This window comes from Alistipes montrealensis (assembly GCF_018362775.1).
In the GTDB taxonomy this organism is placed as follows: domain Bacteria; phylum Bacteroidota; class Bacteroidia; order Bacteroidales; family Rikenellaceae; genus Alistipes; species Alistipes montrealensis.
In genome coordinates, this window is sequence record NZ_JAGYXY010000003.1 from 677211 (window position 1) to 691467 (window position 14257).

Sequence of the window (14257 nt, forward strand, 5' to 3'; positions counted from 1 at the left end):
AGATATGGGTAATGAAAGAAAATTAAGGCTCATTCAGGTTGCAAAGGAGTTTAACGTTGGTCTGAACACCATCACGGACTTCCTGCAAAAGAAGGGCATCAAGAGCGACGGGTCGCCCAACACACTGGTCGACACGGACACTTATGCCGTTCTGGAGAAGGAATTCGGGGCAAATCGCAGCGCTGCCGGCGCACGCGATTCGATCCGCGAACGCATCTCCCTGAAGCAGACGACCGTAACCCTCGAAGAAGCCAAGAAGCAGGAGCGCGAGGAAGAGAAAGAGGTTGTCATCAAAAGCAACGTCATCAGCGTCAAGGACGAAATCCAGCAGCCGAAATTCCTCGGCAAGATCGACCTCTCGCCCAAACCCAAGGCCGCTCCGGCTCCCCAGCCGAAACCCGAACCCGAGGCTGTGAAGCCTGCGCCCCAGCCGGTCGCTCCGGCCCCGGCCGTGAAGGAGGAGGCTCCGAAAGCCCCCGAAGGCGTGAAACCGGCGCCCGCTCCGGCTCCCCAGCCCAGGCCTGCCGAGGCCCCGAAACCCGCAGTGGCCGAAACTCCGGCTCCCGTGAAGGCCCCGGCCCACGCGCAGGAGGCTCCGAAGGCGGAAGTTCCCGCCCCGGCCCCGCAGCCCAAGGCCGCAGAGACTCCCGCAGCCCCCGCTCCCAAGCCCGTTCAGCAGGCGGCTCCGGCCGTGCAGGCAGCATCCGCGCCCGCTGCCGAAGAGCCGAAGGCCGAGGCTCCGAAAGACAATATCTTCCGCCCCCAGACCGTGACCCTCGCAGGTCCGCAGGTGCTCGGCACGATGGACGTGTCGGGCTTCGTCGCAGGCGGCAAGCACAAACGCAAACGTCTCCAGAAGGAGAAAGTCGATGTCAGCAAAGCCCCGAAGGGCAATGCGCAGGGCGGCGGCAACCGTCAGGGCCAGGGAGGTCCGGGCGGACAGAACAACAACGGCAACCGCCCGGGAGGCCCCGGCCAGAACCGCGGCGGACAGGGCCAGAACCAGCCCCGTCCGGGCGAAGGCCGCCGCAACAAAGGCAAGAACCTGCCGCCGAAGCCCATCGTGCGCCCCGAAGTGAGCGACGAAGAAGTTTCGAAGCAGGTAAAGGATACCTTGGCGCGCCTGACGGCCAAGGGAGCCAAGAGCAAGAGTTCGAAATACCGCAAGGACAAGCGCGAAGCCGTCGCCGAGCGCATGAACGAGGAATTCGAACGCGAAGAAATGGAACGTTCGACGCTCAAGGTCACGGAATTCGTGACCGTCAGCGAGTTGGCGACGATGATGAACGTCTCGCCGACGGAGGTCATCATGGCCTGCATGAACCTCGGACTGATGGTGTCGATCAACCAGCGCCTCGATGCCGAAGCGCTCGTGGTCGTTGCCGAAGAGTTCGGTTACAAGACCGAATTCGTCTCCGTGGAGATTCAGGAGGCTATCGCCGACGAAACCGAAGACAAGGAGGAGGACCTCGTTCCGCGTCCGCCGATCGTAACGGTCATGGGACACGTCGACCACGGTAAAACCTCGCTGCTGGACAACATCCGCAAAACCAACGTCATCGAAGGCGAGGCCGGCGGTATCACCCAGCACATCGGCGCTTACAGCGTGGTGCTGAACGGACAGAAGATCACCTTCCTCGACACCCCGGGCCACGAAGCCTTCACGGCCATGCGTGCACGCGGCGCAGCCGTTACGGACGTTGCCATCATCATCGTTGCGGCCGACGACAGCGTCATGCCGCAGACCATCGAGGCGATCAACCACGCGCAGGCCGCAGGCGTGCCGATGGTTTTCGCCATCAACAAGATCGACAAACCCAACGCCAACCCCGACCACATCAAGGAGCAGCTTTCGCAGATGAACTACCTCGTGGAGTCGTGGGGCGGTAAATACCAGGACCAGGAGGTTTCGGCCAAGAAGGGCATGAACCTCGACAAACTGCTCGAAAAAGTGCTGCTGGAGGCCGAGATGCTCGACCTGAAAGCCAACCCCAACAAGAAGGCGCAGGGTACGGTCATCGAGTCGACGCTCGACAAGGGCCGCGGCTACGTATCGACGATCCTGGTGCAGAGCGGCACGCTCCGCGTCGGCGACGTGATCCTCTCGGGAACCTACACGGGCCGCGTGAAGGCCATGTTCAACGAGAACGGCAAGAAGGTGGACGAAGCAGGACCCTCGACGCCCGTACAGGTATTGGGCCTGAACGGCGCCCCGCAGGCCGGCGATACGTTCAACGTCATGGACGACGACCGTTCGGCCCGCGAAATCGCCAACAAGCGCGAACAGTTGGCCCGCATGCAGGGCATCATGACCCAGAAGCACGTGACGCTCGACGAAATCGGCCGCCGCATCGCCATCGGTTCGTTCAAGGAACTGAACATCATCGTCAAGGGCGACGTGGACGGATCGATCGAGGCTATGTCCGGCTCGCTGATCAAGCTATCGAAGGAGACCGTACAGGTCAACGTCATCCACGCCGCCGTGGGACAGATTTCGGAGTCCGACGTGCTGCTGGCCGCCGCTTCGAACGCCATCATCGTCGGCTTCCAGGTACGTCCGTCGGCTTCGGCCCGCAGACTGGCCGAGAAGGAGGAGATCGAAATCCGCCTCTACTCGATCATCTACGACGCCATCAACGACATCAAGGACGCTATCGAAGGCATGCTGGAACCGGTGATGAAGGAGGAGATCGTCGCTTCGGTCGAAGTACTCGAAATCTTCAAGATCACGAAGGTCGGAACCGTCGCCGGATGTATGGTCCGCGAAGGCAAGCTGCAACGCTCGACCCCGATCCGCGTCATCCGCGACGGTATCGTCATCTACACCGGCAAGCTGGGTTCGCTCAAGCGTTTCAAGGACGACGTGAAAGAGGTCGTGATCGGCCAGGACTGCGGTCTGAACATCGAATCTTTCAACGACATCCGCGTCGGCGATATCGTCGAGGGATACGAACAGGTGGAAGTAAAACGCAAGTAACACATAAAACTAACTACTTACAATTTTTTGGCAGTAATGACTAACCCAATCCATTTTACAACTGCGGAAGAGGCCGTCAAGGTCATCAAGTCGGGCGACCACGTCCACCTGAGTTCGGTGGCATCGGCTCCTCAGTGCCTGATCAACGCCATGTGCAAACGCGGCGAGGCCGGTGAACTGAAAGACGTACATGTCCATCACCTGCACACGGAAGGTCCCGCACCTTACGCCGATCCCAAATTCGAAGGCGTCTTCCAGCTCGACTCGTTTTTCGTAGGCTCGAACGTCCGCAAGGTAACGCAGAGCGGCTATGCCGATTACATTCCCATCTTCCTGAGCGAGACGCAGCGTCTGTACCGCTGCGGAGCCGTACCGTGCAACGTGGCGATGATTCAGGTCTGCCCGCCCGACAAACACGGCTATGTATCGCTCGGAACCTCGGTAGACGCAACGCTGGCTGCCGTGGAGTGCGCCGACCACGTGATCGCCGTGGTAAACAAACACGTTCCGCGTGCCTTCGGCCAGGCCATGATCCCCATGTCGAAGATCGACCTCTTCGTCCAGGACGACACCCCGCTCATCGAGGCCAAATTCTCTGAGCCGAACGAAGTCGAGACGGCCATCGGTAAGCATTGTGCCGCGCTGATCGAGGACGGGGCAACGCTCCAAATGGGTATCGGCGCCATTCCCAACGCCGTGCTGGCACAGTTGGGCGGCCACAAGAACCTCGGTATCCACACCGAAATGTTCGCCGACGGCGTACTGCCGCTGGTACGTTCGGGCGTAATCAACGGCGAAGCCAAAAAGACCGACCCGGGCAAGATGGTCTCGACCTTCCTGATGGGTTCGAAAGAAGTTTACGACTTCATCGACGACAACCCCGGTGTACTGATGATGGACGTGGGCTACACGAACGATCCTTATATCATCTCGCAGAACGATCGCATGACGGCCATCAACTCGGCACTTCAGGTCGACCTGACGGGCCAGGTGTGCGCCGACTCGCTGGGCACGAAATTCTGGTCGGGCGTAGGCGGTCAGATCGACTTCGTTTACGGTGCTTCGCTGTCGAAGGGCGGCAAGGCCATCATCGCCATGCCTTCGATTACCAACAAGGGTGTATCGAAAATCTGCCCGACGCTGTTGGACGGAGCCGGCGTCGTGACGACCCGCAACCACATCCATTGGTTCGTAACGGAGTTCGGCGCCGTCGATCTCTACGGCAAGACCCTTCAGGAGCGCGCACGCCTGCTGATTTCGATCGCACACCCCTCGGCACAGGAAGAACTGGACCGTGCGGCTTTCGAGCGCTGGGGCGAGCATCACCACTACATCAAGGGATACATGAAATAATCAGCCCGATGCTATTCGTAAAAAAGTCTGTTTTAATAAAACAGACTTTTTTTATACATTATATTTAACTATATTTGTTTTATTACTCACCGGCCTAAACTGACTTCTCCATGAAAAAACTACTCATCGCAATTCTGCCGTGTCTGTTCTGCATCCCGGTTCTGGCGCAAACGGTATTCCCCTATTCAAAATTCCTCTCTTGGTCGGATGAGCAATTGAGTGAAAACCGATTCAAATACAACAGCAACAAAAATCAATGGGTCCTGGGCAGGGGCTTTGTTCTCGATAAAACCGAGGCCACGCTGGTCGCCCTGAACAATATGTCCAGAAATTACCGTCCCCAGGAAGACAACTACCAGATTACGATCCAGAACGGAACGGACGGCATTGCATTTATCGATGTACTTTTCTACAAAGACGACACTTTTCACGAACTGCTCGCCTTCGCCAAGGATCACGGAGAAAACCTGGTTGAAACGAATTCGCACAATCTGCAAAAGTACCAATTCAATTTCGAGGGGTTTACGATCGAGCTGAGCGTCCATACCCAGGAAATAAAAGCGACCTCGGACAAGGACAAAGCCATTGCCCAAACGCAAGACATATCTTACAACATCTATAATTACACGATCTACACGGGAATCGAACCGGCATCGCCCTGGCTTACCAAACAACGAGCAAAGCAGGAAAAACAGGATGCCAAGGGTAAGAAAAAACAAACCGTATCCGACTATATGTAAATACATGATTTCCGGACGGAACGCCCTGTCCGGAAACAGGGGAAATCCATCGAACGATGAAAAATTACAGTTATATTCTCCTTATGGCAGCGCTCACGGCAGGGAGCTGCGCCGCAACCCGCACGCCGGGCCGCTACCCCGCTTCGGCTGCGCCGCAGGAGAAACAATATGTCGTCATCCTCTCGATGGACGCCTTCCGCTGGGACCTCGCTTCGCGCAGCCACACCCCGACGCTCGACTCGCTGGCACGTGTCGGCACGTACGCCGAGGTTTTCCCGGTCTATCCGTCGAACACGTTCCCGAGCCACTACGCCATGGCGACGGGACTGCATCCCGACCACCACGGCGTGGTCAACAACTCGTTCTTCGACAAGATGCAGGGCCGAAAACTCTCGGTTTTCGATGCCGAAGATGTGAAAATCCCGGGATTCTGGGGCGGAGAACCGATCTGGAACACCGCCGAGCGGCAGGGTCTCACGGCGAACATTTTCATGTGGCCCGGCAGCGAAGTGCCTGTCAACGGCCGCCAGGCGACAGTCTGGACCCGCTATTCGTCGAAGCCCTCCTACTACCAGCGCGCCGACTGGGTCATCGACGCCATGACACGCCCCGAAGCCGAAATCCCGGAACTGGTGATGTGGTATTTCGAACAGCCCGACGCTGCGATGCACACCTACGGTCCCGAATCGCCCGAGGCCGTGGCGCAAGCCGAACGCATCGACTCCGTGCTGCGCTACTTCTTCCGCGAAATCCGCCGTTCGCCCGTCTTCGACCGCATCAATTTCATCGTCACGGCCGATCACGGCATGGCCGAACTCGCACCCGAACGCTATCTGAACCTCTATGGGCTGTTGGACTCCACACAAGTCGTACGTACTGTCCCGGGAACGCCCTTCGGCATCGAGGTCCGCAAAGAGTATGTCCGCGAAGCCTTGCGCATCCTGCGCCGGACGGGACACATCGGCGTCTGGGAACGCGAAAAGATGCCCCGCCGCTTCTGTTACGGCCGACACCCCTCAAGGCTCACGAACCTCGTCCTGATCCCCGAAACGGGCTGGACACTCGACTACGCCCCCCAGGACCGACCTGTCCGCAAACGCGGCACACACGGATTCGACAACCGCGACCGCGACATGCACATGGTCTTTTACGGTTCCGGACCGGCATTCCGCACCGGGTTCCGCCAGCAATCGTTCCAGAATCAGAACATCTACCTTATCCTTTGCCGCCTGCTGGGCATCGAACCCGCGCCGAACGACGGAGACTGGCGAAGCGTCAAACGCATGTTCCGCGAGCAGTAAACGCTCCGAATCCGGATGTTTTTATTATCTTTGCCACACTGAAAACAGGATTAACATGAAGAAACTTTTCTTTTTATTTGCTGCGGCAGTTATCGCCGCAGCCTGCCCTGCAGGGGCTTTCGCACAGTTCAAGATCGGCGGTAAGAAAATCGACGCCGGCAAATTGCTCAACGCCGGAAAAGACGTAGCTACGGCCATTACGCTCAGCGACGAGGATATTGCCCGCCTGAGCCGCGAATCCGTCGAATGGATGGACGCCCACAACCCCGTTGCCGCCGACACGACGACCTACGGAGCGCGCCTCAAGCGCTTGACCGAGGGTATCACCGATGCCGAAGGACTGCCGCTGAACTTCAAGGTTTACCTCGTGACGGATGTCAACGCTTTCGCCTGCGGCGACGGTTCGATCCGTGTATTCGCCGCCCTGATGGACCTGATGGACGACGATGAACTGATGGCCATCATCGGTCACGAGATCGGCCATGTCGTACATGCCGACACGAAACACGCCATCAAGAACGCCTACCTCGCCTCCGCTGCCCGCAATGCCGCCGGAGCCGCCCAAGGCAGTACATTGGCCAAGCTCAGCGAATCGCAGTTGGGCGAGATCGTAACGGCCTTCACCGACGCACAGTTCTCACAGAAACAGGAGTACGAAGCGGACGAGCACGGTTTCGAATTTTGCGTAAAACATGGATTCAGCCCCTACGGCATGGCCAATTCGCTCAGCAAGTTGGTCGAACTCTCCAAGGGTGCAAAAGCCTCTACCGTACAGAAGATGTTTTCCTCACACCCCGACAGCGAAAAACGGGCAGCCCGCATGAAGGAGAAAGCCGACGCCTACTCGGCTGCACAACAGAATCAATAGCCGCAGGGGCCTGTTCGCCCGGCTACACCCGGCGGCAACCGGTTCCCGGAGAAGGCCTTCCGCACACAACACGACAAATACACGACAAAAAAACATCCGGAATTTCGGATGTTTTTTATATATTTGTGCGTCACTAACAACTGAATTGCCTATGGAATAATCCATAAAGTCGCAGTAATACAATAAAAAGTGCCGAATCCGCACGAAAAGCGACGGCGCACACATATAAAAAGCGTTAGCTTTGTACCTTGCTTTCTGAAAATCTGGAAAATTTTAAGAGCAACCAAGGAATGAAGTTTGACGCTCACGTTTCTAACGTGGGCTTCATTCTGTATTTGGTTGCACAGGTTATTCCAGAGCCTCAGAAAGCAAATCAGAGTTTTGTCCCACGTTTTTTATTTCCCCTGACTGAATTCGAACTTAATTTCCCAGACGCTGCGGGACAGGCGTACATACATCTATGAAAGCCCACGTCCTGCTTTTTGCAATCTGCTTTGTGCCTGCCGTTACAGGCATCCTCGTCACACGTCCGATGTGGCGGGTACGCAATCTTCCCAATGAAGTCATCCAAGGCATCGGCCTCGTCGTACTGATCATCGTACTGGTCGGCTGTCTCTTTCCGATCTTCCTCGGCGATGAAGAGGGAATCGGATTCGTCTGCATCCTGTTGAGCCTGTTCAACCTCGTGATTTTCCAGTGTTACGAGCACAGGCTCAACACTTCCCGCTGTCCGCAGTGCCACACCCGCAACCTGCGTGTGCGCAAACACAGCAAGGGGCTTTACAAACTCTATTGTTCCCATTGCGGGCTGCACAGCCGGTGGCACACCTGGCGGTATTTTTCGAATGAAGAGTAAGGACTATTTCAACGGCTGGCAACAGGGACAATAGTAGACTGCGCCGCCCAAATAAGCCTCTTTGACGATTGATCCGCCGCAGACCGGACAAGGCTCCGCACAGGTATTGCGTGAAAGCAACACGGCATATTCTCCGTAATTCCCGAAAAGGTCCTTCTCCGTATCGCGCCCGTTCCGGCCGGTCATCTCCGTCAGGAGGCTTTTTACCGTCCCGAAAAGCCGTTCGGCGTCCCCGTCGCCCAATGCAGCGAGTTTGCGCTTAGGATGTATCCCAGCCCGGAACAGGATGTCCTGCAACACACCGTTGCCAAGCCCCGGAATACGTTGTTCGGTAGCCAGGAAAGCCTTGGCCGAGAGGTTTTGTTTCACGCCAGCGAGCATGCGCCGGAAGTATTCGGCGTCGAACTCCGCATCGAGCGGCGACCGCTTCGTCTTCGCACCCAGGTAATAGGGATTCTCGAAAATGCCCCGAAAAGCGATAATGCCGCCATACATCGCGACGGTGAATACCAGAAAGCTTCCGTCGTCGAGCGTGAGAAGCAACTGGTATTTGGCCGGGATCTCAGCCTCGGGCCTGTAAAGCCGCAGGTTCACCCCATCCGACACGGCAAGGCGCATATCGTCCTCAAGAAGTATCTCGACATATGCACCAAAACCTTCCGCGCCTACGATCTTCCGTCCAGTCAGCAACTTCGGATATTCGAGCGGATCACCCGCATACCAAGTGAATTTGTGCGGATGCGTAGCGTTGAACACATCGGTTATAGTACGCCCTGTCAAGGTTTCACGCACCTGTCGCGCAACGGTTTTCGATTCGGGGATTTCGATCATAAGCCTGGATTTTGAACAAAGATAACAATCAAAGGCCAAAATCCCAATCATCCCGGAATTATCTTATGGCAAGCCCATTAGTTCCAGAGACGTTAGGCGGCTCTTGCCGCGGCATCGGGAAACAAAGTAGCGACAGAGCCCCTTCCTTCCGCCAAACACCAAAAACCCCGGCCCTGGATACAGGAGCGGGGTTGAAGAAATGCAGCCTTTCAGCAAGGGAAGGCCGCACCTCAAAGTAGGGCATAAAAAAAGGTCAGACCTTTCGATCTGACCTTGAAGAGGCGGCTACCTACTCTCCCACGGGAAAACCGCAGTACCATCGGCGTTAGTGAGCTTAACTTCTCTGTTCGGAATGGGAAGAGGTGGAACCTCACTGCTATAACCACCTAAAAGAACGTTGCTTCAATTTATCGAAGCCATGCGAGTGATGCTTTTAGACCATCACAATCCGTCGCACTCGGTATGAGTTGACATATCAGGGAAATGAGATAAAGAATTGATGTAAAAAAGTCGTTCGGGTAATTAGTACTGCTCGGCTTTGACATTACTGTCTTTACACCTGCAGCCTATCAACGTAGTAGTCTCCTACGCCCCTCAAGGGAAAACTTATCTTGGGGATGGCTTCGCGCTTAGATGCTTTCAGCGCTTATCCAAACCGAACGCGGCTACTCGGCGGTACACTTGGCAGCATAACCGATACACCGGAGGTTCGTCCAACTCGGTCCTCTCGTACTAAAGTCAGGACCCCTCAATTTTCCTACGCCCGCAACAGATAGAGACCGAACTGTCTCACGACGTTCTGAACCCAGCTCGCGTGCCACTTTAATCGGCGAACAGCCGAACCCTTGGGACCTTCTCCAGCCCCAGGATGTGACGAGCCGACATCGAGGTGCCAAACCGCCGCGTCGATATGAGCTCTTGGCGGCGATCAGCCTGTTATCCCCGGAGTACCTTTTATCCTTTGAGCGATGGCCAGTCCACACAGAACCACCGGATCACTATACCCTGCTTTCGCACCTGATCGACTTGTATGTCTCACAGTCAAGCACCCTTATGCTATTGCACTCTACGCACGGTTACCATTCGTGCTGAGGGTACCTTGGGAAGCCTCCGTTACTCTTTTGGAGGCGACCACCCCAGTCAAACTACCCACCAAACGGTGTCCCCTCTTGAGGGTTAGAATCCAAGTACACAAAGGGCCGTATTTCAACGTTGACTCCACGAATACTGGCGTACCCGCTTCATAGTCTCCGGCCTATCCTACACATTGTGTACCCAAATTCAGCGTTAAGCTATAGTAAAGGTTCACGGGGTCTTTTCGTCCCGTTGCGGGTACCCGGCATCATCACCGGGACTACAATTTCACCGAGCTCACGGTTGAGACAGTGTCCAGATCGTTACACCATTCGTGCAGGTCGGAACTTACCCGACAAGGAATTTCGCTACCTTAGGACCGTTATAGTTACGGCCGCCGTTTACTGGGGCTTCGATNCTTACCCGACAAGGAATTTCGCTACCTTAGGACCGTTATAGTTACGGCCGCCGTTTACTGGGGCTTCGATTCAATGCTTCTCTTGCGATGACATCCCCTCTTAACCTTCCAGCACCGGGCAGGTGTCAGGCCCTATACGTCTTCTTTCGAATTTGCAGAGCCCTGTGTTTTTGATAAACAGTCGCCTGGACCTCTTCGCTGCGCCCACCTCGCGGTGGGACCCCTTCTCCCGAAGTTACGGGGTTAATTTGCCTAGTTCCTTAACCGTGATTCACTCGAGCACCTTAGGATACTCTCCTCGACCACCTGTGTCGGTTTACGGTACGGGTAACATATACTATAACTTAGAAGATTTTCTCGGAAGTCTACTTGGGTGAACTATCAAATTGGCCGTAGCCGCTCTGTACTGTCAGGTTTCAGCAAGGACTAACTCTTAATCTGTCCCTATACCTAAGCCCTTCAACCACCTATTCCGTCAGGCGGCGTCACTTACGTTCCTTCGTCTCTCCATCGAGGTATATGTTAGTATCGGAATATTAACCGATTATCCATCGAGATCACCGTTCGGCTTACCCTTAGGACCCGACTAACCCTGATCCGATTAGCGTTGATCAGGAAACCTTGGTCTTGCGGTGTGCGGGTTACTCTCCCGCATTATCGTTACTCATGCCTACATTTGCTTTTCTATCCGCTCCACCTATCCTCACGGAATGGCTTCGACGCAAATAGAATGCTCCCCTACCGCACTTTCGTGCCCAGAACTTCGGTGGTATACTTGATGCCCGTTTATTATCCACGCTTTGTCGCTCGACTAGTGAGCTGTTACGCACTCTTTGAATGAATAGCTGCTTCCAAGCTAACATCCTAGCTGTCTCTGCAACAAAACATCGTTAGATCAACTTAGTATACTCTTGGGGACCTTAGTTGCTGGTCTGTGTTGTTCCACTCTCGTAACCGGACATTAGCACCCGGTCGCTCACTGCTGTAAATCATACTACTGGCATTCGGAGTTTGTCAGGATTTGGTAGGCGGTGAAGCCCCCGCATCCAATCAGTAGCTCTACCTCCAGTAGACTCTTAATTACAACGCTGCCCCTAAAGGCATTTCGGGGAGTACGAGCTATTTCCCAGCTTGATTAGCCTTTCACCCCTACCCTCAAGTCATCGAGAAGCTTTTCAACGCTTATTCGTTCGGTCCTCCAGTTGGTTTTACCCAACCTTCAACCTGCTCAAGGGTAGATCGCAAGGTTTCGCGTCTACAACCACTGACTAAGCGCCCTATTAAGACTCGCTTTCGCTTCGGCTCCGTGCATCCTTGCACTTAACCTCGCCAGTGATTAGTAACTCGTAGGCTCATTATTCAATAGGCACGCCGTCACAGCACGAAGCTGCTCCGACAGGTTGTAAGCGTATGGTTTCAGGTTCTATTTCACTCCCCTGTTCGGGGTTCTTTTCACCTTTCCCTCACGGTACTGGTTCACTATCGGTCTCTTGGGAGTATTTAGCCTTACCGGGTGGTCCCGGCAGATTCAGACAGGATTCCTCGTGTCCCGCCCTACTCAGGATACTGCTATCGCATAACGAACTTACCTGTACGGGTCTTTCACCCTCTGTGGACGAACTTTCCAGATCGTTCCAGTTCATTGTTAATTGAATGTTGCAGTCCTACAACCCCGGCTTTGCCGTAACAAAACCGGTTTAGGCTGTTTCCCTTTCGCTCGCCGCTACTCAGGAAATCGATGTTTCTTTCTTTTCCTCCTCCTACTAAGATGTTTCAGTTCAGAGGGTTGGCCCATCTTTCGATGTGTCAGGTCTTCTACCTGACGGGTTGTCCCATTCAGAAATTCCCGGATCAAATCTTGTTTGCAAATCCCCGGGACTTATCGCAGCTTACCACGTCTTTCGTCGCCTCCAAGAGCCTAGGCATCCCCCATACGCCCTTATTTACTTTCTTACAACTTCCCACACGGCCTATTGTCCCGTGTGAGAACTTTATCTCATCTCCTTAAATATGTCAAAGTACGTTGAATCTTGCGATTCGGTGTGGAGGATAAGGGAGTCGAACCCTTGACCCCCTGCTTGCAAAGCAGGTGCTCTAGCCAACTGAGCTAATCCCCCGAGTGTTGTATCGGTGTAGTCCCGTGCGGACTTGAACCGCAGACCCCTACATTATCAGTGTAGTGCTCTAACCAACTGAGCTACGGGACTGTATCCGCGGGAAAACCCCACTCGGTATAACATTAAAAATTACTGATAATTTTGAGAGAAAACCGCAGACTATCTGTCGACGAAATAGTCACACTCTCCAGAAAGGAGGTGTTCCAGCCGCACCTTCCGGTACGGCTACCTTGTTACGACTTAGCCCCAGTCACCGGTTTTGCCCTAGGTCGCTCCTTGCGGTCACGAACTTCAGGCACCCCCAGCTTCCATGGCTTGACGGGCGGTGTGTACAAGGCCCGGGAACGTATTCACCGCGCCATGGCTGATGCGCGATTACTAGCGAATCCAACTTCACGGAGGCGGGTTTCAGCCTCCGATCCGAACTGAGATAGGCTTTCGAGATTCGCATCCCATCGCTGGGTAGCTGCCCTCTGTACCTACCATTGTAACACGTGTGTGGCCCCGGACGTAAGGGCCGTGCTGATTTGACGTCATCCCCACCTTCCTCTCGGCTTACACCGGCAGTCCCGCCAGAGTGCCCAGCTTGACCTGATGGCAACTAACGGTAGGGGTTGCGCTCGTTATGGGACTTAACCCGACACCTCACGGCACGAGCTGACGACAACCATGCAGCACCTAGTTTCCTGCCCCGAAGGGAAATCCTGTTTCCAGAATCGTCAGTAACTTTCAAGCCCGGGTAAGGTTCCTCGCGTATCATCGAATTAAACCACATGTTCCTCCGCTTGTGCGGGCCCCCGTCAATTCCTTTGAGTTTCATTCTTGCGAACGTACTCCCCAGGTGGATAACTTATCGCTTTCGCTTAGCCGCCGACTGTGTATCGCCGACAGCGAGTTATCATCGTTTACTGCGTGGACTACCAGGGTATCTAATCCTGTTTGCTCCCCACGCTTTCGTGCCTCAACGTCAGATATAGTTTGGTAAGCTGCCTTCGCAATCGGTGTTCTGTATGATCTCTAAGCATTTCACCGCTACACCATACATTCCGCCTACCGCAACTACTCTCTAGTTCAACAGTATTAGAGGCAGTTCCGGTGTTAAGCACCGGTATTTCACCTCTAACTTATCAAACCGCCTACGCACCCTTTAAACCCAATAAATCCGGATAACGCTTGAATCCTCCGTATTACCGCGGCTGCTGGCACGGAGTTAGCCGATCCTTATTCGTACGATACTTTCAGCCGGATACACGTATCCGGGTTTACCCTCGTACAAAAGCAGTTTACAACTCATAGAGCCGTCTTCCTGCACGCGGCATGGCTGGTTCAGACTTGCGTCCATTGACCAATATTCCTCACTGCTGCCTCCCGTAGGAGTTTGGTCCGTGTCTCAGTACCAATGTGGGGGGTTAACCTCTCAGTCCCCCTATGTATCGTTGCCTTGGTGAGCCGTTACCTCACCAACTAGCTAATACAACGCATGCCCATCCATAACCACCGGAGTTTTCAACCCAGAACGATGCCGTTCCGGATGTTATGGGATATTAGTACCAATTTCTCAGTGTTATCCCCCTGTTATGGGTAGGTTGCATACGCGTTACGCACCCGTGCGCCGGTCGCCACCAGAGTATTGCTACCCCGTGCTGCCCCTCGACTTGCATGTGTTAGGCCTGCCGCTAGCGTTCATCCTGAGCCAGGATCAAACTCTCCATTGTATAAAAA

At 54.8% G+C, this 14257-nt stretch carries 7 protein-coding genes, 2 tRNA genes and 3 rRNA genes; 6 read left to right on the forward strand and 6 right to left on the reverse strand.

The window, feature by feature from the left end:
* Window positions 1-4: 4 nt before the first annotated feature.
* The 6 genes from infB (at window position 5) to KG007_RS08985 (ending at window position 8095) form a co-directional block, all read left to right on the forward strand.
* Entirely contained in the window at window positions 5-2977 is a 2973-nt protein-coding gene (gene infB, locus KG007_RS08960; protein ID WP_213348284.1) for a translation initiation factor IF-2, read from the forward strand.
* A gap of 36 nt (window positions 2978-3013) precedes the next feature.
* Complete coding sequence (locus KG007_RS08965; protein WP_213348286.1) at window positions 3014-4330, forward strand: acetyl-CoA hydrolase/transferase family protein; 1317 nt, start codon at window positions 3014-3016, stop codon at window positions 4328-4330.
* A 110-nt stretch (window positions 4331-4440) separates the two neighbouring features.
* Window positions 4441-5070 carry a hypothetical protein gene (locus tag KG007_RS08970; protein ID WP_213348288.1) on the forward strand — a complete coding sequence of 210 codons (630 nt, stop codon included), beginning with the start codon at window positions 4441-4443 and terminating at the stop codon, window positions 5068-5070.
* A 56-nt stretch (window positions 5071-5126) separates the two neighbouring features.
* A complete protein-coding gene (locus KG007_RS08975; RefSeq protein ID WP_213348290.1) occupies window positions 5127-6371 on the forward strand; it encodes an alkaline phosphatase family protein in 1245 nt (414 codons plus the stop codon).
* 55 nt (window positions 6372-6426) lie between these two features.
* Window positions 6427-7239, forward strand: coding sequence for a M48 family metallopeptidase (locus KG007_RS08980; protein ID WP_195461995.1), 813 nt, complete (start codon window positions 6427-6429; stop codon window positions 7237-7239).
* A 460-nt stretch (window positions 7240-7699) separates the two neighbouring features.
* Window positions 7700-8095, forward strand: a complete 396-nt coding sequence (locus KG007_RS08985) for a hypothetical protein (RefSeq protein ID WP_213348292.1) — start codon at window positions 7700-7702, stop codon at window positions 8093-8095.
* A 3-nt stretch (window positions 8096-8098) separates the two neighbouring features.
* Here KG007_RS08985 and KG007_RS08990 read toward each other — a convergent pair whose 3' ends face one another.
* The 6 genes from KG007_RS08990 to KG007_RS09015 form a co-directional block, all read right to left on the reverse strand.
* Entirely contained in the window at window positions 8099-8926 is an 828-nt protein-coding gene (locus tag KG007_RS08990; protein WP_213348294.1) for a DNA-formamidopyrimidine glycosylase family protein, read from the reverse strand.
* 276 nt (window positions 8927-9202) lie between these two features.
* Window positions 9203-9316, reverse strand: a 5S ribosomal RNA gene (rrf, locus tag KG007_RS08995).
* 111 nt (window positions 9317-9427) lie between these two features.
* Window positions 9428-12371 (reverse strand): 23S ribosomal RNA (locus tag KG007_RS09000).
* A 90-nt stretch (window positions 12372-12461) separates the two neighbouring features.
* Window positions 12462-12535 (reverse strand) — tRNA-Ala (locus tag KG007_RS09005).
* Between the two features lie 16 nt (window positions 12536-12551).
* Window positions 12552-12625: transfer RNA gene (locus KG007_RS09010), tRNA-Ile, on the reverse strand.
* 101 nt (window positions 12626-12726) lie between these two features.
* Window positions 12727-14250: ribosomal RNA gene (locus tag KG007_RS09015) — 16S ribosomal RNA — on the reverse strand.
* Together the 16S, 23S and 5S rRNA genes with 2 tRNA genes alongside form the textbook arrangement of a ribosomal RNA operon.
* Window positions 14251-14257: the final 7 nt, after the last annotated feature.